Source organism: Fuerstiella marisgermanici, assembly GCF_001983935.1.
Classification (GTDB): domain Bacteria; phylum Planctomycetota; class Planctomycetia; order Planctomycetales; family Planctomycetaceae; genus Fuerstiella; species Fuerstiella marisgermanici.
This window is the reverse complement of record NZ_CP017641.1, coordinates 5,805,332-5,824,806: the sequence shown is the minus strand read 5'-3', so window position 1 is coordinate 5,824,806 and position 19,475 is coordinate 5,805,332. Positions and strand designations below refer to the sequence as shown.

The following is a 19,475-nucleotide window of genomic DNA, read 5'->3' as shown; positions in this document are numbered from 1 at the left end:
CAATCAAAGGTAGACTGCTTTAGTCAAACAGATAGCTTACGGATTCGTTCCGGTGCACTCGCCGAATCGCTTCGCCCAGCAACGGGGCGACGCTGACAGTTGTCAGATTTTTCAACAGCGGGTTCGAAGCGTCGCGACACGTGTTCGATACGACCAAGCCGTCCACCTGCGACGCGTTCAGCCGCTCCACGGCCGGGCCGCAGAAAACTCCATGAGTCGCACACACGTAAATTCTTCGAGCCCCGTGTTCTCGGGCGACTTTAACGGCACCGGTGATGGAGCCGGCCGTCGTGATCATGTCGTCAAAAATCAGCGCCGTTTTGCCGTCGATGGGGCCGCCGATCAGGTTTGCCTGCCGCGTTTCCAGTGCATTCGCGCGGCGTTTGTCGACGATCGCGAGTGAACCGCCCAGGTTTTCCTGATGCTGCAAGCTGCGTTTGATGCTGCCTTCGTCCGGGCTGACAATCACCAGGTCTTCCAGAGCGATGTCCATCGACTTGAAGTGCTTGTCCAGAATCGGCGCGGCGTACAGGTGGTCGACCGGTACGTCGAAGAAGCCTTGAATCTGAGCTGCGTGCAGGTCCATCGCGAGCACTCGGTGAGCGCCAGCCTGAACGATCAGGTTGGCCACCAGCTTTGACGTAATGGGAACTCGGCCCGAATCTTTGCGGTCCTGGCGAGCGTAACCGAAGTACGGAATGACGGCCGTAATACGAGCCGCGCTGGCGCGGCGGCAGGCGTCAATCAGAATCAGCAACTCCATCAGGTTGTCGTTCACCGGGGGTGAAGTCGACTGCACGATAAACACGTCGCAGCCGCGCACATTCTGATTGAGCTTGACGCTGACTTCGCCGTCCGGGAAGTTGGATGCATCCACATGCCCCAGTCCAATGCCGAGATATTCGGCAATTTCTGTGGCGAGGGCTGGATTGCCGCGTCCGCTCAAAATCGTCAGACGTTCGTACATGCTGTGGCTCTGCCTTCCACGTTAATCGCGGTGTGAGTCCGGGCTGATGGCTTTGTTCCGGAATCCTGACGAAGCAATTGTGCTGAGTCAATCAGCGCAGGCTGCGGTGACTGGAGAAAACCGGATCCTTTCCGAAAACCCCGTTTGGCCCTGGTTTCCGGGTGTGTCCCAACCACTCTGGCGAAAAGTCACACATCATTCCCAAATGCGACCAACAGGAGCGGTGCGGCGGTTGAGCGTCCTATGCGTAAACGCTCACCACGCCACCGAGGCAAGGGCCGAGCATTGTCAGGACTTTGCGACTGAGGCGTGTTTGGCCGTCGTGCAGAGGTCGATTGGGGTCGCGACAATCCGGTTTTCGAAGACATGGCTGACGTCGCAGGTGCCTGTTTTCCCTCGACTTTTGTATTCGCCAGCGTATTCCAGCATCGTGACGGAGCCGTTGCCATCGGGCTGAATTGCTGCTGGACGAAACCGAATGTCGTGAGCGAGAAGGCTTTGCGTGGCGAATGTGATGTCTGGCGGATGAGCATCGTCGTCGATGGCTGGAAAGTTCACATTCCAGAAGTGGCCCGTATCCAGACGGTGTTCGTCAGAAGTCAGCAGGCTGACAATTCGCGTGACGTGCTGGCTAAGAGCCGTCCAGTTGACGGAATGGTCCGCTCGAATGTAGCGTGACAGTGCCAGCGAGGGCACACCCAGAATCGCCGATTCTCTGGCCGCGGCCGCGGTGCCGGAGTAGAACAGATCGACGCCCAGGTTTGCTCCTGGATTGATACCCGCGACGACGAAGTCTGGTCGCTCGGCTCCCGGTGCACACAAACCCACGCGGATACAATCGGCGGGCGAAGATTCCACGATCTCGATCGGGCCAAACGGAGCCACTTCCCGACGTTCGATGCGGATGGGCGAATGCGTGTTCACGGCATGCCCCTTCGCGCTGTGACAAACCGCTGGTGCGACGACTCGCACTTCTCCCAACGGGGCCAGCGCTTCATACAAAGCGGCCAGGCCTGGTGCATCGAAACCGTCGTCGTTAGTGATGAGAAACTTCATGGTGATTTTCTGGGGCCCTGCGGTAGTCGGGTGATGGTGCAGTTTCAAATTTCGAATTCGCGATGTCCGCGTGCCGTCATTGTTACACATGCCGCTCCTGTGGCGACGTTGGTCTGTGCATTCCCACGCCAAACCCACAAATTCCCGAATCCTGTTTCCCCTGCTGCGTAATCGTCGAATACCGATGGGTGAATTTTCCCGCATGAAATGTTAAGTTCCCGCTTCCGCGTTACACAGACTTCTCGCCAACATTTTTCTGGATCGTCGCTGATGTCTCGTTCCCTTGGGTTCACTATTTCGGATTCTCTGCAACTTAGCCTGGGCTATGCCGAACGCCTGCTGAAGGATGTTCAGGCAGATCAATTCGCTCGCTTCGGCAGCCCCGGCGGACAGATCGTTGAATCCAATCACGCCGCGTTTGTGTATGGCCACCTTAGCCTGTACGGGCCCATCATGCTGAAAGACCTCGGCCACGATGCGCCCGCGACGCCGGACGCATTTCAAGACGTCTTTTCGAAGAATGCTCAGTGTGTAGACGACCCGCGCGGCACGATTTATCCGCCGATGGAGCAAGTGACGGAATTTTTCTTCACCGGTTATCGAACTGTGTTGGAAGCGTTGCAGGCGACGTCGGACGAAGCCTTGCAGCAACCGAATCCACTCGGCGGACCGATGACGGAAAAATTTCCAACGCTTGGTTCCATGCATGCTTTCTACGCTGGCGGCCACATGATGATGCACCTGGGCCAAATGAGTGCGTGGCGAAGAATGCAGGGCATTGGCGCAGCTTAGAGCAGTTTACCTTTTGTCGTGGACGGTTCGGGCTCGTGGCAAACAGCCTTCATATTACGAAACGCTTGTTCCGCGACCACAAGTCGGCGTAACACACTGTAGCTTAGCGTTGAACCGACACGGTGTTCGACGCGACGGTACCAGGTTCACGGCGGATACGGCTCTTGCGAGTCTCCACGTGGACCTTCAGGTCCCCTGCCGGAAAACTTCGACCAGGCATTACTGCAAGACCAAATTGGCCTTTCTTCCCGACCGTCGCTCGTGAAAGGTCCATGGTCACATCGGCTTCGATGTTGTCGCCGCCGCCGCTGACCACCAGAAAATAGCGCTGTCCCATGTCCGCTTTTTTCTGCAGGACGTAATCGACGACGACCGCCATGCGGCTGCGCGCTTTCTCTAAGCGGCCGTTGGCGAGTGCAAGCGCCTTTCCCTGAGCTGCTGCGCCGGCTGCTTCCACGATTGTTGGCGGACGTTTCGGCGACGTCGGCTGTCCCCCGATTGCGATCTCGCCAGAGACCGGCTTCCATTCGCGGCGTCCCTTCTTCAACGCAAGGTACGCTCGCAGGTCACCCGCCATCCCAATCGCGGGTGGGATCTGCACGGTTCCGCTGGCCTGAATTTCTACAGGCACTTCGTAAAACCGTTCCATCATGCCCATTGAAGAACCCATGTAGAGCACGTAAGCCTTGCCGGTTTCAGGAGCACCCGCGGCAACGCGGTAGTTGACTTGATGCGCTTTGCCAATTGACTGCGGATTCGCCACTTCTTTGAAGTCAGACAAGACGACCCACAACTGATTGCCGCTTGCTGCCGTTGTTTGCGGAGTCGTCATCGGCGGATCGGCTGCGGGGGCCGCAGAATTCTGATTGGTTTCGGCGACGGCGTTGGCTGGTGCGGACGCTGCGGGCGGCTGATCATCTGCTTGAGTTGATGGCGGCGGCTCCGTTGCCGGGGGCTGCATTGGTGTCGTCGTAGGCGGGGACTGCCCCGGATTGTTTGCGGCAACGGCGGGAGCGTCAGGAGAATCTCCGCCGCTGAAAATGGCGTACAATGCGCCGCCGATCAACAGAACGACGACCGCGATTCCGCCTCCGATTAACAGCGGAAGCTTCGAACCGCCGCCCGCTGATTTCTTCTTCGCTTTGGAGGGCCGCTTCCCGGACGCGGCCGGCTTTCGGCGTCGCGGTGGAGGTGCGGCGGGCTGGTCATACGGATCATCTTCGTAGGCGTCATCGCCGTAGTCGTCGAATTCCTCGATCACAGGTTCGGGAATCTTGACCGGCTTGCTGCATTCCGGACACCGGACTCGCTTGCCCGCTGCCGAATCACGCACTTTGATTCCCTTGCCGCATCGGCAGCGAACTTTGATGACCATAGTGCCTGTCTCAGTAGTTAAACAATTGTCGCGTTTCGAACGTTTGGTTCGTTGCCAGGTTGAACGCGCGAACCACCTTTGCCTTGCTGCGATCCGTCAGTCGCCGCCCTTTTGAGGCTCGCGAAATCAGCTTATGAGTCAATTGCTCGTCAGACGCCGCGACGAGGTCGTGCGCCTTCAGTTCAAACTTCGTCAGCAATTCGGCAAGCGGCTGAGCGCCCAGATTTCGTTCGATTTCCATAGGAGGCACAATATCAGTAGGGCGACGTGAAAACCATCAAAACCTGCGTGCCGGAACGCATTTGAAAATGCCCTGATTCGGGAAATGAGCGAAATTCGATGCGTTGGCCGTGCTGTCACTTGGACCACCGTCGAACAGTCGCTTCAATTCCAGCGTTCTTTGCAAGCACCTCCTCACTCTGAAGTCGAAAGCTGTCTATCCATGCCTCGCGTCAAGCCGTTTCAGGCCATTCGTCCGAACCCGGAATCTGCTGCCAAAGTCGCGTCTGTGCCTTACGACGTGGTCAACCGCGAAGAAGCCGCAGAACTGGCGAGCGGCAATCCGGACAGCTTTCTGCACGTAGTGCGACCGGACATCGATCTTCCGGCGGACACCAACCCCTATGCCGACGAAGTCTACGCGACGGCTCGCAAAAATCTTGACCGCCTGCTGAACGACGGCGTGCTGGTGCGAGACGATAAGGAACGTCTGTTCGTCTACCGCCAAATCATGAATGGCGTCGCTCAATCGGGAATCGTCTGCTGCTGCCACATTGACGATTACGAAAACAACCTGATTCTGAAGCACGAAAAAACTCGCAAGGTCAAAGAAGACGATCGCACTCGCCACGTACAAACTCTGAACGCTCACACCGGCCCTGTTTTTCTGACCTACAAAGACGTGGCCGCCGTCGACGAGATGGTAGACGCCGTTCAGAAAGGCGAACCGCTCTACGACTTCACGGCTCCTGACGGCGTGCAGCACACCGTTTGGGCAATTGAAGACGCCACGCCGTATCAACAAGAATTGAACGCGGTGGAATCGTTCTACGTGGCTGACGGCCATCATCGTTCTGCCAGCGCATGGCGCGCTGGGGCGGAGCGCCGAGCGGCGAATCCGGATCACACGGGCGATGAAGAGTACAACTGGTTTTTGACGGTCCTGTTTCCCGCGCGGCAGTTGAACATTCTGTCTTACAATCGCATCATCAAGGATTTGAATGGGCAATCGGTCGACGACGTACTGAACGCGCTGGCCAAAGTTGGACAGGTCGAACCGACCAATGATCCTGTGCCCGAAGCCGCCGGCTCGTTCTGCATCTACCTCGAAAATTCCTGGTACCGCCTGACGGTTTCACCTGACACGATCGATCAGGACGATCCGATCGCGTCGTTGGATGTCGCGATTCTGGAGCAGCGCGTGCTGGAACCAATTTTTGGCATCGGCGACGTTCGGACGGATTCGCGTATCGACTTCGTCGGTGGTATTCGCGGCACTGACGAATTGAAAAAACGAGTCGACAGCGGCGACTGGGCGTGTGCCGTTTCTATGTTCCCAACGTCGATTGTGCAGTTGATGTCTGTGTCAGATGCGGGCGAGATCATGCCGCCAAAAAGCACGTGGTTCGAACCGAAGCTCCGCAGCGGCCTGCTGGTGCATTCGCTGGACTAAATCCGTCAGCGGTACACGGCTCCGGTCGGTTCATCGGCCATCCGGTATACGGGAGCGGCTTCAAGGTCGCCGGTGATCTCCAGCACTTCCGGAGCCGGTGCCACGTTCGGGTCGGGAATGATTCCGACGTTCATCAGGCATGCGTAACTAAAGAACATCATAAGCCCCAGCGCGACTGCGTTGGGCATATGCTTCTTCCCAAAGAACTTAATCGCGCTGCCTGACGACTTCTTCACTTTTATGCGCATGCCGTCCCATTGGACGCTGTACATTTCGTCCAGGATAAGGTGCGAAAAGAAGCCGAGTGCCACACCGCCAGCCATTAGCAATCGCACTTTCGGATCCGGGTTGTGGTACGCCAGAAACGTCGCTTCAGACGCAATAATTAACGCTGGAATGCTGTGAAACATTCCTCGATGAACCGTCAGCTTTCCTAATAAGGCTGCGCCGCCGTACCGCACCGCTCCGTACAGCAATAGCGAGAACATCATGGCTCGATCATTACTGATGCCCAGATAGTTGGCGTGCTGCAGCAGCACCAGCGGAGCCAGCGCGGCGGTGATGCCGGATAGCTCTCGAATTGGCCTGCCGCTTTCCGAATCCATGTCCGGCAGCATGCCCGCAATCCAGGTCAGGATGGCGGCAATGATGGCTTGAGTGATCGAAAAGCCGAATGAGATCACGGCCGCGAACGCGTAGGCAATGCCCAGCGTTCCGCTGACGGTAATGTGTTCTCGATAAGCTGCCATGGTATCTGCTGGGCGGTTCGGTGCACGGAGTCCGCAGAATCGTAGTCGACCTCGGTTTGGCGAGAACCCGGGTTTGGGCGAAGTGGGGCCTTCGCCTACCGTTCCGGTCCGGTTGGGCAGGCGGGGCAGCAATTTCCGCCGAATTCGACAGCCATGGCTGCGAATTCAGCAGTTAAGCGTGCGTTTCGTCAGCTGGTCGAGTCGCCGTTATCGCCTTTAGCCGAACCGCTAGTTCCTGCGGGTTCTCAGAGCCCGTGATGCTCACGCTGCTGCATTCTTCCAGATTACGGAACCATGTGTGCTGCCGTTTGGCGAATTGGCGAGTGCCGGTCTTGATCTGTTCAACAGCATCGTCCAATGGCACGCCGTCTTCGAGGTGGCTAATAATTTCGCGATAGCCGAGTGCCTGCCGCGCGGTTCTGCCGGGAGGCGGTTCGGCGGCAAGCAGCTGTTGAGTTTCCTTCAGCAACCCTTGCTGCATCATCAGGTCTACGCGTCGGTTGATGCGTTCATGCAGCCAGTCTCGCGGCGGATCGATCCAGAAGACGGCAGCCGGGCGTTTCTGAGGTGGCAGCGGTGTTTGTTGTTGCTGCTGCGACAGTGGCTGGCCTGTCAGCCGAAATACTTCGATTGCGCGAACAACGCGTCGCACATCGTTTGGGTGCAGCTTCGCGGCTGTGCCGGGGTCTACGTTTTGAAGTTCTGAATGCAGCCAGTCGTTGCCGCGCTCTTCCGCGCCGCGCTGCAGTTCGTTTCGAAGTTCCCAGTCGGCAGGCGGACCTTCGAACACTCCGCGCAGTAACGATCGCAGATACAATCCTGTGCCGCCGACAAATAACGGAATGCGGTCCCGCTTCAGAATCTGTCTTGCCACCTCGCTGGCCTGAAGCACGTATTCGGAAACGCTGAATTCCTGGTGAGGTTTGACCACATCAATCAGATGATGCGGCACAGCGTTCTGTTCGTCACGCGACGGTTTGGCTGTGCCGATATCCATGCCACGGTAGATGGCCATCGAATCCATCGACACGATTTCAGCGTTGAGGATCTTTGCCAGTTCAATCGCGGTCGCGGTCTTGCCACCTGCGGTTGGACCAGCCAGGAACCAGCAGTGTTTTAAGTAGTCGAGTTCTTCGGTCATTCCGATTGTCAACAGGTGAATGGACAATTTGCAGCCGCTCGACGCCGTACACGAGCTCAATGCGATTTGGGGCCGTCTGTGAGGTGTGATTCACTCTCTACAAAGCGAAATTTTCCCGTTACACTGCCCGCTTCGATTCTATCATGCTGACCGCAGAAAGCTGTTTCATGTTGCTCTTACTTCGTCATTCTGTTCTCACGCTTGCCGCCGGATTGGTGTCTGCCAGCCTTATCAGTGCAGCCGCTGCCGCACCGCAACAAAATGCTGCTCAACCTTCTGCACAGGCGCAGGAAAAGGATAGTCGCGTCGGGCAAAAAGTGATTGTGACAGAAGCGGGCGCACCTTTGCAGACACCGAAGGAGACCGTGTGGAAAGCCTATCTGGGCGAAACCTTCACCGTGGCTCTGACCAATGGCGAATGGCTGTGGGTCGCAGAAAAAGGCGGCTGGTTGTCAGAAAAGCAAGTCGTGCTGTTCGACAACGCTATTGAGGAGCTGACAAAAAGAATTCAACAGCAACCATCTCCAGAGAATTACCACCTGCGAGGGATCGCGTATTCGGTTCATGAAGAATACGACAAGGCTGTGGCCGATTTTGAAATGAGCCTCAAAAAGAAGCCGGGCACCGCTGGAGTGCTAAACAACCTTGGGCAGGTTCACTATTTGCAGAACGATTTCGACGCCGCCATCAAGGATTTCACCGCCGCCATTACCAGCGCTCCTGACCATTTTATTGCGCTTAACAACCGAGCTTTGTGTTTGATTGCGAAAGAAGATTTCGACGGAGCTTTGCGTGATTTGAATGCCGCACTGAAGTTGAATCAGAAGTATCCAGAGGCTTTGAACAATCGTGGCGTGGTGTTTTCAAAGCAGGGCGATTACCCGGCCGCGATTAAAGACTATTCGGCGGCGCTTGAGATTGATGATAAGTACATCGATGCTTACGGGAACCGTTCTTTTGCATACCGGCAATTGAAGAAGTTCACCGAAGCGATTTCCGACCTGCAAATGGCCATGCACAAGAACCCGCTGGACTACAAGCCGGTGAATGACCTCGCATGGGTGCTGGCAACTGCCGCTGAAAGTTCCGTCCGCGATCCGAAGAGGGCGCTGGAACTGGCGACGAAAGCCTGTCAGATGACGCAGTACAAGAACTGGAATTCACTGGACACGCTTGCGGCTGCTCATGCCGCCAATGGAGACTTTAAGTCTGCTCAGCAATGGGTGGCCACTGCGATCGAAGCAGCGCCAGACGATATGAAGGACGGCCTGAATGAACATCTGGAACTGATTCAGGCAGAGAAACCGATCGTTAAGTAGAGTCTTGCACGATGGGGCTACGAAGCTGTTGCTGTTTCCGCGGCCGCCTCTGCGATCAAGCTTCGCGGCCAATGGAGCTATGGTTCATGGCTGACCAGTGAAATGCCTTGAGCGGCATTCGACACGTGAGCGATCATGCTGTTGTAGTAGGCTGGATTCGCTTGCTCAAGACGTGCCATAAACGATGGTGCGATGGTTTTCGTTTCCAGTTCTGCGATGTAATCGATCAGTGCCTGTCGGCCGTTGGCGTCACTTTCCAGCATGAAGTGAACCCAGCCCCACGCTTCGGCATAGTCGCGTTGAGTCATCTTTTGGAAGTCAGACAGTTGTTCGAGCTGATACATCGACGGGTTCCAGCCGTTGGCGCGCGCCGCTTGTAGATGCTTAAGATGCGCGGCGTGAGGCGCTCCGACTTCGCTGCCACGTACTTCGAAGTATTCTGCTAGTCCTTCATCCAGCCATAGCGGCACCGTGTTCAGCGACGCGTGCAGCAGCCCATGAGTAAATTCGTGCCGCAGGTCTTCCTGCACGTTTGGACTGTGGAAAGAATACACGGCCAGCTCGCGACTGGTCCCCACAAAGTAAGCTCGCCGCGGCGGCAGGTTGGGCCACATGCTGTGCATGTAACGGCGGTAGGATTCTTCGTCCGAAAACAGATACACGACCACGGGGTCACGCTGCTTCGGGAGCTCTAGCTTGCTGATGATCGCCGCCTTCAGGTCATTCAGTTCCCCTACCAGCGGTGCGTCGCGGCCGATCGGAAAATTGCTTTGAATGGAATAGCCGTCGCCTGTTGTCGTATGACGAACGGGGCGTTCTACGGTGAACGTTTTCGGCGTCGTGTTCGTGCACCCGGCCGTACAACAGCACACCACCACCGCGAAACGGATTAGCGTTCGCAGCGCAGTCTGGCTGGATGTTGTGGTCTGAGTAATTCGGTCGTGCAACGAATCAGGCGCAATCAGGTCATTAAGAACGGTTTCGTACCATGCTTCACGCGCCATTGGAGTGACCAACGGCAACGCTTTCGAGCGATCGCTCGAATTGAGGCTCCGCCTCATCAAGTGCCCAGGAAAGTCGGCCAGCGGTATTTCGGCGACGGCAGTTAGTGGAACTGTTGCCTTTCGAAGGCAAACGCCCCACAATCAATTAGCCGCCGTCCTGTTAGGTGGGATGGGAATGATCGCAAAAACAGTGATATCAGGCAATACGATCCCCGACCGGCCAGGAGTTTCCATGTTGACGCTTACCGGCAAGTTCCGTTTCTTGCTGCTTACAGTCCCTTTGGCCAGTGTTTTCGCTGATTTTCGGCCGTTGGAAGCTGCCGAGCCTCCCGATTTCAACCGTGAAGTCCGTCCGTTGCTGTCAGACCGCTGCCTCGCCTGCCACGGCCCGGACGCGGCTCATCGCGAGGCCGAACTCCGGCTCGATGACTTCAAAAGCATGACGGCAGACCGAGGCGACTATGCGGTTGTCGTGCCGGGCAAGCCGGAAGCCAGCGAGCTGCTTAAGCGCATCACCAGCGACGATGAAGATCTGGTGATGCCGCCGAAGCATCTGGGGAAGTCGCTCACTGAGGCGGAAGTGGATATTCTGCATCGCTGGATCGCATCAGGTGCCGAAATCAATCCGCACTGGGCGTACGTCCCGCCAAAAAATCAGCCGACTCCTGAAGTTAAAACGCCCGAATGGCCGATTCACTGGGTCGACAATTTTGTCCTGGCTCGAATGGAAACCGAAGGCCTGCAGCCGTCTCCTGGGGCGGATCCGGTCACCTTGATGCGGCGTGTGCACTTCGATCTGACCGGCCTGCCGCCTCAGCCGAAAGTCGTTGCGGCCTTTGCCCAAGACCCGAGTGACGAGGCTTACGAGAAAGTCGTGGACCAATTGCTGGCGTCGGACGCCGCTACCGAACGCATGGCGATGTACTGGCTGGATCTTGTGCGCTACGCCGATACGGTCGGCTATCACGGAGATCAGGACCACAACATTTCGCCTTACCGCGATTGGGTGATTGATGCTTTTGCCCAGAACATGCCCTTCGATCAGTTCACTCGCGAACAGCTTGCTGGCGACCTGCTGCCAGACAGCACTGTCGATCAGAAGATAGCGTCCGGTTACAACCGCCTGCTGCAGACATCGCACGAAGGCGGCATTCAGCCAAAGGAATATTTGTCGATTTACGCGGCTGATCGAGTGCGAAATGTCTCCGCCGTGTGGATGGGAGCGACCGTTGGGTGTGCTCAATGCCACGACCATAAGTTTGATCCGTACACGGCCAAAGACTTCTACTCGCTGGCCGCGTTTTTTGCGGATCTGGACGAAGACCAGCACTTCCGCGATGGCTCAAATGCATTGCCAACAAAGCGTGCGCCGGAATTGAAAGTCCACTCGCGTCGCGAGCGCGCTCACTTGACGAAGCTGAAGCACGATCTGGCAGACGTCGAGCGGCAGCTCAAGAAATCGCCAGACAACAAAGATCTCGTGGACCGCAGAAAGCAGCTTGGCTTTGCGATAGACGACCTTGAAAATGCGGCTCGCCTGACCATGATCAGCGTTGCCAAAGAGCCTCGCGAGATGCGACTGTTGGCTCGCGGCAACTGGCTTGACGACAGCGGCCCGATTGTGTCGCCTTCGATTCCGGAGTTCCTGGGCGAAACTCCGACAGCCAACAGTTCTCGCGCGACGCGGCTGGATCTGGCCAACTGGTTGTGCGACGCCGAAAATGGCGCTGGCCTGCTGACGGCGCGAGTGTTTGCGAATCGCTTCTGGTATCTGATGTTTGGCGGTGGCATCGCCGCCGATCTGGATGACTTTGGCGGCCAGGGAACGCCGCCGGAGCACCCGGAATTGCTGGACCAGCTGGCACTGGAATTCGTCAACAGCGACTGGAATGTGCGAGAGATGTTGCGGCTGATTGTGACCAGCCGCACCTATCGACAGTCATCTGCCTGGACAGATGAACTGCTCGAGAAGGATCCTGGCAACACGCTTTACGCTCGACAGTCGGCCTTTCGCCTTCCGGCCGAAATGGTCCGCGATAACGCATTGGAGGTGTCAGGGCTATTGGTTCACAAAGTTGGTGGCCCCAGCGTCCGGCCGTACCAGCCGGCGGGCTACTATCGTCACCTGAATTTCCCCGTCCGCAAGTACGCTCACCACACTGACGACCGGCAGTGGCGGCGAGGGTTGTACGTGCATTGGCAGCGTCAGTTTCTGCACCCAATGTTAAAAGCCTTCGACGCGCCCACTCGCGAAGAATGCACGGCCCAGCGGTCGCGCAGCAATACTCCGCTTGCGGCACTCACGCTGTTGAACGATCCGACGTTCGTCGAAGTTGCTCGAGCGTTTGCCGATCGCATCCTGACGGAAACTGATGGCAAGTCCGACGATTCACGATTTGACCACGCGATGCAACTGGCCACATCCCGGCTGCCGGACGCGCGGGAGCGGCAACTGTTTAGCGATCTGCTGCAGGCATCGCGAAGTTACTACAAGGCTCACCCCGCCGAAGCTGAAAAGGCGTTGGGCGTGGGGTTGGCGCCGCAGCCGAAGAGACTTGATTCTGTCGAAATGGCGTCATGGATGGCGGTTAGCCGAGCAATTCTAAATCTGGATGAGACCATCACTCGGAATTGAAACGCACTGCCAGCCGCGCAAAAAGAAAGGGTTCTGATGCGATGCCGCACCAGAACCCTGTTTCTTAGCTGAAGGTTGTGGCCTACTTCTTCAGCTCTTCCTTTTCCTTACGACGACGAGCCAGAACTTCTTCCTGAACGTTCTTAGGAGCCTGGCGATAGCACAGGAATTCCATGCTGAACGTTCCCTTGCCCTGCGTCATCGATCGAATTTCGTTGGCGTAGTCAAACATCTCCGCCAGTGGCACTTCTGCTAGAATGATGCAGCTTCCGTCGGTCACTTCCGAAGAACTAACCAGACCTCGCTTACTGGAAATGTGTCCTGTCACTCCGCCCTGAAACTCATCCGGAGTTTCAATTTCCAGCTTCATGATTGGTTCCAGCAATGCCATCCCGCACTTCGGCAGAATTGATTCACGCATCGCTTCCATCGCACACAGCTTGAACGCCATGTCCGATGAGTCCACGTCGTGGAAAGTACCGTCCTGCAGACGAATCTTCAGGCCGACGATTTCGAATTCGCCCAAAGGCCCCTTCGTCATCATCTCTTCGAAACCTTTTTCACAGGCCGGGATGTATTCACGAGGAATACGTCCACCAGTGACTTCGTTTTCGAACTCGAATGCGTTTTCAGCGTCTTCCGGAAGTGGCTCCATCACGCCAACAACGTGTCCGTACTGACCGGAACCACCGGACTGCTTGGCTCGCTTGTGATTGAACTCGACACTCTTCGTCGGACGTTCACGGTACGACACGCGAGGTTCACCGATAATGCATTCACAACCGTATTCACGCTTGATGCGTTCGACATACACATCAAGGTGCAACTGTCCCATGCCCGCGATCAGCGTCTGATTCGTTTCCTCATCAGAAAGCACTCGGAAGGTCGGATCTTCACGACGAAAACGTTCCAACGCTTTGCCAAGTTTGTCCGCGTCGTCTCGCTTTGCCGGTTCAATCGACAGGCGAATTACTGGATCGGCGACGTAGATGTTTTCCAACGAGTACTCCACGCCATCGCCCAGGAACGTATCCCCGGACGCGCAGTCCACACCGACGACCGCCATGATGTCGCCAGCTTCGCCGACGTCAATTTCTTCGCGGTCGTTAGAGTGCATACGCACCAGGCGGCCAAATCGAACGGAGTTTCCGGTACGAGCGTTGACGTACGAATCCCCCTTCTTGATCTGCCCCTGGTAGATTCGCATGTACGTCAACTGGCCGAAGGTTTCGACAACCGTTTTGAAGGCCATCGCAACCATCGGGTCTTTGTCATCGTTGGTCAGCTTCACGCGAGGCGGTGCGCCATCTTCGTCCAGTTCGGCGTCTTTGCTGTTGTCGTTGGCGAACACTTCCACGTCCGTCGGACATGGCAGGTACATCGTGACAGCATCCAGAGCTTCCTGAACCGTCTTGTTCTTGAAGGCACTACCCATCAGTACAGGCGTAATCTGCTGAGCCAGCGTGGCAGAACGGATGATACGACGGATGTCTTTCTCATCCACTTCGCCTTCGTCCAGCAGCGTTCCCATCAGTTCGTCGTCGAACTGCGACAGAGCCTCAAGCATTTCCATGCGAGCGGTCTCGGCCTTTTCTTTCAACTCATCAGGAATCTCAGTGCGTTCAATGATCTCGCCTTCGTCACCTTTGGTGTAGACGGCTTCCATTCGCACGAGGTCGACCACGCCCACGAAGTTGGATTCTGAACCGATTGGAATCTGCAACGGTACGGCATTGGTCTTCAATTTATCCCGCATGGCCGCCATGACCTTGTCGGGATTGGCACCGGTACGGTCCATCTTGTTGATGAACGCAATTCGCGGAACACCGTATCGCTTCATCTGGCGGTCAACCGTCAGCGACTGGCTTTGCACGCCACCGACCGAACACAGAACCAGAATCGCTCCGTCCAGTACGCGCAGCGACCGTTCCACTTCGACGGTGAAGTCAACGTGGCCTGGCGTATCGATGATATTCACAACGTGCTCAGGAATCTTCAGCGTGTCGTTTTTCCAGCTCACGCGCGTGGCTGCCGACGTAATGGTGATGCCGCGTTCGCGTTCCAGGTCCATGTGGTCCATGGTCGCGCCGCCATCGCCGCCCTTCACATCCCGAATCTTGTGAATCCGACCGCAATAAAAGAGCATACGCTCTGTCAGGGTCGTCTTTCCTGAATCGATGTGAGCGGAAATACCAATGTTGCGAACACGACTAAGGTCAGCCATTTCTCCAACGTCCTGAGTGGTGGAAACGTTCGCAATCGAGCGTTTCCCGAAGCATTTAACAAATCAAGGTACCATGTACGGAACGTCCGCACGAAAAACTAAAATAGGGGGTTGCCACACAGCATTCAGGTGATTGACAACCTTCAAAGCACGTGCCAGAAGCATCGCTGCTGAGCGAGCGTCTTTGCCTACGCCTGTATCTCAACCGCCGCCGAATCAGTGATACGGCGAGGGGCGTCACACCAGGGACTCGCTTTCGCCTCCGCTGGTTCGACCGTTTCCATCCATTTGTGGCCAGATCCTGACCGGCAAAAATCGAATTGCGAATACTATCGACGCCCATTTTTCCAGAAAAGACCGATTCCCCCCGTTTTCCCAAAACGAACCACGTTTTCCCAGCCAAGGGCGGTCCTGTGGCCGGCCATCATGGTGACGGATTGGAACAGGAATCGGTGACGGTCCTTCTGCGGTCGCCGGTCTACAACTGACGCATCAACTCGGTCAAAACTTCCATAGGAATCGTGTGCGGTCCGATGAAAGCGTGAAAATCCACGTCAAAACCGTTTTCCGTCAACATATCGCGGAGTAACGTTGCGGGAGCAAACGGCAGCACCATGTCCTGCCGGCCATGAGACTGCAGAACCGGGCAACCGGCGTGATTTGCAGCCTGTTTCTTCCAGACTTCGCTGTTTAACAACGTTCCCGAAAACAGCACCATCAGCTTCGGGACGAAACCGTCGCGCAGAACGATGTTGCTGGTCACCATGGCTCCCTGAGAAAACCCGCCCAGCACCGTTGCTGAATCGTCGATGCCGTTGGCCGCCTGGATCTCTTTGACGGTGGCCGCCAACTGGTCCGACGCGGCGCTCATCCCCGGTGGTTCAACGGTTGTCAGTTTACTGTAGTCTTCGGTTTGGTTGATTTCCGCGAGTTGAGCCATATTGATCGGCCACCACGCTCGACCGCCCGGCATGCCCATCGGTGTCAGGTCGATGGGAGCTTCCGGGAAAACAAAGCGATAGCGTTCCGCTATGTCTTCACTGCTGCTTAGCAAGTGAGGGCCGAAGGCAGCAAGGTCGTCGCCCGGCGCACCAAAACCGTGACACAGCACCATGACAGCATCGGGCTGCTGACCTTGAGGCAGCGCGTCGATGACTCGGCAGGTCAGGCCGCCGTAAGTTTCTTGGCTGTTGTTCAGCTTCATTGTCGCCATTATTTCGTTTCGGCCGCTCGCTTTGCTGCACGAGCGATCCATGTTTTGGGGTCTTCTTCGAATGCTGCTTTGCAGCCGCTGCAACACACCCAATAGGTGCGTCCCTGATGCGACACTGCAATTGTGCCCAGTCCCTGCGAAATAATGCAGGATTTGTCGCCGTAGTCCGAATCACTTACGGCAAACGACGTGCCTTCGCGCTGAGTCGACACGGTATCGTAGCGACGAAACGGAGCCGTGCCTCGCTGTTTGTCCAGTTCCAGCAGATAGCGATTGTTCTCCTGCTGCACGAAGGCCAACTTCCACGTTTCGCCGCCCGTTGCTTTTGTGGAATCTGGTTGTTCGGTCAATTCCAGGCGAAATACGCGGTGGAGTTTGTCGTCCGATCCGACCACTTCGTGAACCGGGTCTGTGTAGTCGCCCTGAAAGGTCCGCTGTATGCCGTCCGCATCGGTTGCGGTGAGTTGAAAAACGGACTTGTCCGGCAGCCATGTCAGTCGGGCAGTTCGAAGGTAGGGGCTGTTGTCGGACGTAACGGCCAGTGAAGGTTGGTCCGGTGCAGACTGCAAATCCCAGATCCATTCGTGGTTGTCGACGGCCTTTTGACCATCGTAGACCTTGCGAGTGATCCCACGCCATTGTCCCAGCATGACCTGCAGCGGCTTCAGCTTTTTCATGACGGCCCGAATGTGAGCTTCCCCGGAAAGTCGGGTGCCTGCTGTGCCGTCTGCCGATGTTGCGTCGTTGCCTGCGCCGGAGGCTGTTGATAGTGGTTGAAAGTCAAAGTCGTCATCCATTGCCGTTTCAATGGGCGACGCGTCAACTGTCGAGCCGTCCCCTGATGCAGCCGTTTCAGACGCAGCCGTTTCAGGTGGTGGCGCGACCGGCTGCGGCGTTTCGGAATCGCTGCAGCCCATGCAAATCAGCAGTGCGGGGAGAAATATTCGTGGAAGCATGTTGTTGAGTTATCGCTGATAAATCGGCAGGTAGCCTTTGTCCAGTTGCAGGATGATGCAGTTGATCGATGTCGTATACACGTGACCGATCTGACGGTCCGACCAGCCACCGCCACCGCTGGCTTCCTTCAGCAGTTTTTCTTCGATCTCACGACGGTACTTGTTCCAGCGATCGCCGCCTTGCCGGTAAATCACCTGAGCGTAGTAGAAGTGCATGTAGTGCCAGTGACCGGAACTGGAATTCAGTTTCTTGCCCGGCCAGATGCGGTCGTCGCAGAACTTCCGCATTCGCTTGGTGAGTTCCGTATCGTATTCGCCGGCGTTGAACAGCGCGGCAAGAGCAGCGGCCGTTATCGGAGGCCGTTCGCCGCCGCCTTTGATGCTGTACTGGACTCCGCCTGCAGACGTTGTGCAATCTGCAATGTACTTTTTGGCTCGATCGATGATCTCTTTCGACACCGGGATGCCCGCGTTCCGACACGCTCGCAGGCCCTGGACCTGAGTAATACAAGTTGAACCTTCGTCGAAGTCCTGTCCTTCCTTTGCCGAAACATAGCCCCAGCCGCCTCGCGATGTTTGAGCGTCCGCGCAGAACTGAACGGCTTTCGTCAGCACCTGGCGGATTTCTTCGCGACGACGCACGTCTTCTTCTTCGCCAAAAACCTGGCTCAGAAATACCATCGAGAAGCCGTGGCCATAAGTGTAGTGACCGTCTTCGCGGTATCCGATCAGGCCGTTAGGGCGGCTGCGAGCCAGGAGGTAGTCGACCGCTTTGCTGATCGAAGTTGCATAGCGACCAGTCGTGGCGGTCGAACCTTCGGCAAGCATCGCCGTGCCCGCCAGAGCCGTCATGGCGACTCGGTACGCCCCCTGCTCTGCTTCCCAATAGCCCTGTCGTTTTTGTTCGGCCACCAAAAAGTCGAGTGCCTTGTGGACGACATCGTCGACATCGTCGGCGGCGACATGGTTGCCACAAATGACTGCAGCCAGCAGGACGACAATCGGGAATTTTATGACGTGGATAGTACTCATAACTTCATTCTTACTCCTGCATCAGCAACTTCACGTCAATTCTTTGCTTGCCGCGCAGAAAGGTCACGGGAATTTTCTGGCCAGGTTTGGTTGTTTGAACGCCATAAGCAAGCAATTGGCCGGGCGTCATGTCGTCTGAACGGCCGTTGAAGGAAATCAGGATGTCGTCCTTTTTCACACCCGCGCGTTTGGCCACCGCATGTTTGTTGTACTGTCCGACGTGGGAGGCTCGCAATGCCAGTGAGCCTGGTTCGATCTTCGCTTCCCGGCGTTCTTCATCCGACAGCGATTCCAATTTCATGCCACCCGTCACCATACGACGCAGTCCCCACGAAGAAACTCGCCAGGCAATATCGTCGTTTCGTCGCCAGCCCTTTGGCAAAGCCAGCGTGAGCTTCACAGACTCGCCCGCTCGGTCTACGACTGCTGCCACATCTGTGCCGTCCGGATCGGCGATATGCAGCACCCATTGAACATCGGCAATGGACAGCAGGGGCTGCCCGGCCAGCGTTTCAATCTGGTCGCCGGGTTGGAATCCGGCCTTCGCGGCCAATGAATCCTGCTTCACATCTTTGACCAGTGCACGAGCTTCGGCATCCAGGATTAAGCCGATCGATTTCGGATGCGGATAGGAATATAGAAGCTTCTCCGGAATCGTGCCGCTGTTCTTCCGGTGAAAATCCCGCCGAGCATCGCCGATCTGGTGACAGTGAATACAGCTTTTCGCGATCTCGCCGGTGGCACTCAGCTTGCTCGTGAATCGATCTTTCAACGCCGGATATTGTTCTGGCGAACCGAATTCCAGCGGCGTCCCGGTCTTGCCTGCCAGCGCAGATTTGTTTGCGGGATAGTCCTTATGGAGGGCCAACGCGCCTTTTAGTGCTTCGGCCAGTCCGGTCAGGCTTACGTCTCCAAACCATTCTGTGCGGTGCGAACGAGTTCCGAATCGACCGTAGATCGTGCGATCAGCATTCAGCATGAACATCGCGAACGATTGATCGGTGTCGTATTGAAACAACGAAAGATCCAGACCATTGGTTGAGACGACTCGGACACAAACAAACTGTTCCAGCAACGGCCGAATCACGGGGTCTGTGTCGACAAGGTTGTCATCCAGTTTCACACACTCTTCGCACGGAATGCAGCGAAACCCGACTAGCAGTGGTTTGCCGGTCTTCTTTGCGGTTTCAAATGCTTTCGGCAGGTCGTTGTAGATCCAGAAGCCATCTTCCTTCACACGTTTCATGTCCTCACGCACTTTTTCTTCGCGCGTCTGGTCGGCGGCGAAGGTTAAGCCGCAGGTGGTGGCCAACAGTATTGTCAACACGGTCGTTTTCATG

16 protein-coding genes are annotated in these 19,475 nt (G+C 56.4%); 4 read left to right on the top strand and 12 right to left on the bottom strand.

Translation table 11 applies throughout. From position 1 onward, the window contains the following. Positions 1-19: 19 nt before the first annotated feature. Together Fuma_RS21805 and surE are read right to left on the bottom strand one after the other, a co-directional pair. Positions 20-967: a ribose-phosphate diphosphokinase gene (locus tag Fuma_RS21805; RefSeq protein WP_077025984.1), complete on the bottom strand. Its 948-nt coding sequence runs from the start codon at positions 965-967 to the stop codon at positions 20-22. A 288-nt stretch (positions 968-1,255) separates the two neighbouring features. After that, entirely contained in the window at positions 1,256-2,023 is a 768-nt protein-coding gene (gene surE / locus Fuma_RS21800) for a 5'/3'-nucleotidase SurE (RefSeq protein ID WP_077025983.1), read from the bottom strand. A gap of 270 nt (positions 2,024-2,293) precedes the next feature. Here surE and Fuma_RS21795 point away from each other — a divergent pair, with 270 nt between their 5' ends. Next, a complete protein-coding gene (locus tag Fuma_RS21795; RefSeq protein WP_077025982.1) occupies positions 2,294-2,815 on the top strand; it encodes a DinB family protein in 522 nt (173 codons plus the stop codon). A 103-nt stretch (positions 2,816-2,918) separates the two neighbouring features. Here the strand turns inward: Fuma_RS21795 and Fuma_RS21790 are convergent, their stop codons facing one another. Both Fuma_RS21790 and Fuma_RS21785 read right to left on the bottom strand, forming a co-directional pair. Beyond that, positions 2,919-4,190: a hypothetical protein gene (locus Fuma_RS21790; protein WP_077025981.1), complete on the bottom strand. Its 1,272-nt coding sequence runs from the start codon at positions 4,188-4,190 to the stop codon at positions 2,919-2,921. Between the two features lie 10 nt (positions 4,191-4,200). Further along, positions 4,201-4,431, bottom strand: a complete 231-nt coding sequence (locus Fuma_RS21785) for a hypothetical protein (protein WP_077025980.1) — start codon at positions 4,429-4,431, stop codon at positions 4,201-4,203. Positions 4,432-4,632: 201 nt separating this feature from the next. Here Fuma_RS21785 and Fuma_RS21780 point away from each other — a divergent pair, with 201 nt between their 5' ends. Continuing rightward, positions 4,633-5,862 (top strand): DUF1015 domain-containing protein, encoded by a 1,230-nt coding sequence (locus tag Fuma_RS21780; RefSeq protein WP_077028472.1) that lies wholly within the window; start codon positions 4,633-4,635, stop codon positions 5,860-5,862. 5 nt (positions 5,863-5,867) lie between these two features. On the opposite strand, the gene Fuma_RS21775 is transcribed toward Fuma_RS21780, so the two are convergent. Continuing rightward, complete coding sequence (locus Fuma_RS21775; protein WP_077025979.1) at positions 5,868-6,611, bottom strand: metal-dependent hydrolase; 744 nt, start codon at positions 6,609-6,611, stop codon at positions 5,868-5,870. A 172-nt stretch (positions 6,612-6,783) separates the two neighbouring features. Further along, on the bottom strand, positions 6,784-7,752 hold the full coding sequence (gene miaA, locus Fuma_RS21770; protein ID WP_077025978.1) for a tRNA (adenosine(37)-N6)-dimethylallyltransferase MiaA: 969 nt from the start codon (positions 7,750-7,752) through the stop codon (positions 6,784-6,786). 167 nt (positions 7,753-7,919) lie between these two features. On the opposite strand from miaA, the gene Fuma_RS21765 reads away from it, so the two are divergent. Continuing rightward, on the top strand, positions 7,920-9,071 hold the full coding sequence (locus tag Fuma_RS21765; protein ID WP_158521094.1) for a tetratricopeptide repeat protein: 1,152 nt from the start codon (positions 7,920-7,922) through the stop codon (positions 9,069-9,071). Positions 9,072-9,148: 77 nt separating this feature from the next. On the opposite strand, the gene Fuma_RS21760 is transcribed toward Fuma_RS21765, so the two are convergent. Then, entirely contained in the window at positions 9,149-10,075 is a 927-nt protein-coding gene (locus Fuma_RS21760) for a DUF1570 domain-containing protein (protein WP_158521093.1), read from the bottom strand. A 232-nt stretch (positions 10,076-10,307) separates the two neighbouring features. Between Fuma_RS21760 and Fuma_RS21755 the strand changes: the two genes are divergently transcribed. Next, a complete protein-coding gene (locus tag Fuma_RS21755) occupies positions 10,308-12,710 on the top strand; it encodes a PSD1 and planctomycete cytochrome C domain-containing protein (RefSeq protein WP_077028471.1) in 2,403 nt (800 codons plus the stop codon). Between the two features lie 82 nt (positions 12,711-12,792). On the opposite strand, the gene fusA is transcribed toward Fuma_RS21755, so the two are convergent. The 5 genes from fusA to Fuma_RS21730 all read right to left on the bottom strand — a co-directional run bounded on the left by fusA (position 12,793) and on the right by Fuma_RS21730 (position 19,474). Then, positions 12,793-14,934 (bottom strand): elongation factor G, encoded by a 2,142-nt coding sequence (fusA, locus tag Fuma_RS21750; protein ID WP_077025975.1) that lies wholly within the window; start codon positions 14,932-14,934, stop codon positions 12,793-12,795. Between the two features lie 478 nt (positions 14,935-15,412). Further along, positions 15,413-16,147 carry an alpha/beta hydrolase gene (locus tag Fuma_RS21745; RefSeq protein ID WP_077025974.1) on the bottom strand — a complete coding sequence of 245 codons (735 nt, stop codon included), beginning with the start codon at positions 16,145-16,147 and terminating at the stop codon, positions 15,413-15,415. Continuing rightward, positions 16,147-17,103 carry a hypothetical protein gene (locus Fuma_RS21740; protein ID WP_145944299.1) on the bottom strand — a complete coding sequence of 319 codons (957 nt, stop codon included), beginning with the start codon at positions 17,101-17,103 and terminating at the stop codon, positions 16,147-16,149. The genes Fuma_RS21745 and Fuma_RS21740 overlap by 1 nt, the downstream gene beginning before the upstream one ends. Before the next feature lie 9 nt (positions 17,104-17,112). Then, complete coding sequence (locus Fuma_RS21735) at positions 17,113-18,135, bottom strand: prenyltransferase/squalene oxidase repeat-containing protein (RefSeq protein ID WP_077025972.1); 1,023 nt, start codon at positions 18,133-18,135, stop codon at positions 17,113-17,115. A 10-nt stretch (positions 18,136-18,145) separates the two neighbouring features. Then, the gene (locus Fuma_RS21730) at positions 18,146-19,474 is read right to left on the bottom strand and encodes a Trx7/PDZ domain-containing (seleno)protein (protein ID WP_077025971.1); all 1,329 of its coding nucleotides are present in this window, start codon (positions 19,472-19,474) and stop codon (positions 18,146-18,148) included. Position 19,475 lies beyond the last annotated feature (1 nt).

Excerpts from the sequence above, each read along its gene's own strand:
- Fuma_RS21805 (WP_077025984.1), bottom strand. The coding sequence starts at position 967 with ATGTACGAACGTCTGACGATTTTGAGCGGACGCGGCAATCCAGCCCTC.
- surE (WP_077025983.1), bottom strand. The coding sequence starts at position 2,023 with ATGAAGTTTCTCATCACTAACGACGACGGTTTCGATGCACCAGGCCTG.
- Fuma_RS21795 (WP_077025982.1), top strand. The coding sequence starts at position 2,294 with ATGTCTCGTTCCCTTGGGTTCACTATTTCGGATTCTCTGCAACTTAGC.
- Fuma_RS21790 (WP_077025981.1), bottom strand. The coding sequence starts at position 4,190 with ATGGTCATCAAAGTTCGCTGCCGATGCGGCAAGGGAATCAAAGTGCGT.
- Fuma_RS21785 (WP_077025980.1), bottom strand. The coding sequence starts at position 4,431 with ATGGAAATCGAACGAAATCTGGGCGCTCAGCCGCTTGCCGAATTGCTG.
- Fuma_RS21780 (WP_077028472.1), top strand. The coding sequence starts at position 4,633 with ATGCCTCGCGTCAAGCCGTTTCAGGCCATTCGTCCGAACCCGGAATCT.
- Fuma_RS21775 (WP_077025979.1), bottom strand. The coding sequence starts at position 6,611 with ATGGCAGCTTATCGAGAACACATTACCGTCAGCGGAACGCTGGGCATT.
- miaA (WP_077025978.1), bottom strand. The coding sequence starts at position 7,752 with ATGACCGAAGAACTCGACTACTTAAAACACTGCTGGTTCCTGGCTGGT.
- Fuma_RS21765 (WP_158521094.1), top strand. The coding sequence starts at position 7,920 with ATGTTGCTCTTACTTCGTCATTCTGTTCTCACGCTTGCCGCCGGATTG.
- Fuma_RS21760 (WP_158521093.1), bottom strand. The coding sequence starts at position 10,075 with ATGGCGCGTGAAGCATGGTACGAAACCGTTCTTAATGACCTGATTGCG.
- Fuma_RS21755 (WP_077028471.1), top strand. The coding sequence starts at position 10,308 with ATGTTGACGCTTACCGGCAAGTTCCGTTTCTTGCTGCTTACAGTCCCT.
- fusA (WP_077025975.1), bottom strand. The coding sequence starts at position 14,934 with ATGGCTGACCTTAGTCGTGTTCGCAACATTGGTATTTCCGCTCACATC.
- Fuma_RS21745 (WP_077025974.1), bottom strand. The coding sequence starts at position 16,147 with ATGGCGACAATGAAGCTGAACAACAGCCAAGAAACTTACGGCGGCCTG.
- Fuma_RS21740 (WP_145944299.1), bottom strand. The coding sequence starts at position 17,103 with ATGCTTCCACGAATATTTCTCCCCGCACTGCTGATTTGCATGGGCTGC.
- Fuma_RS21735 (WP_077025972.1), bottom strand. The coding sequence starts at position 18,135 with ATGAGTACTATCCACGTCATAAAATTCCCGATTGTCGTCCTGCTGGCT.
- Fuma_RS21730 (WP_077025971.1), bottom strand. The coding sequence starts at position 19,474 with ATGAAAACGACCGTGTTGACAATACTGTTGGCCACCACCTGCGGCTTA.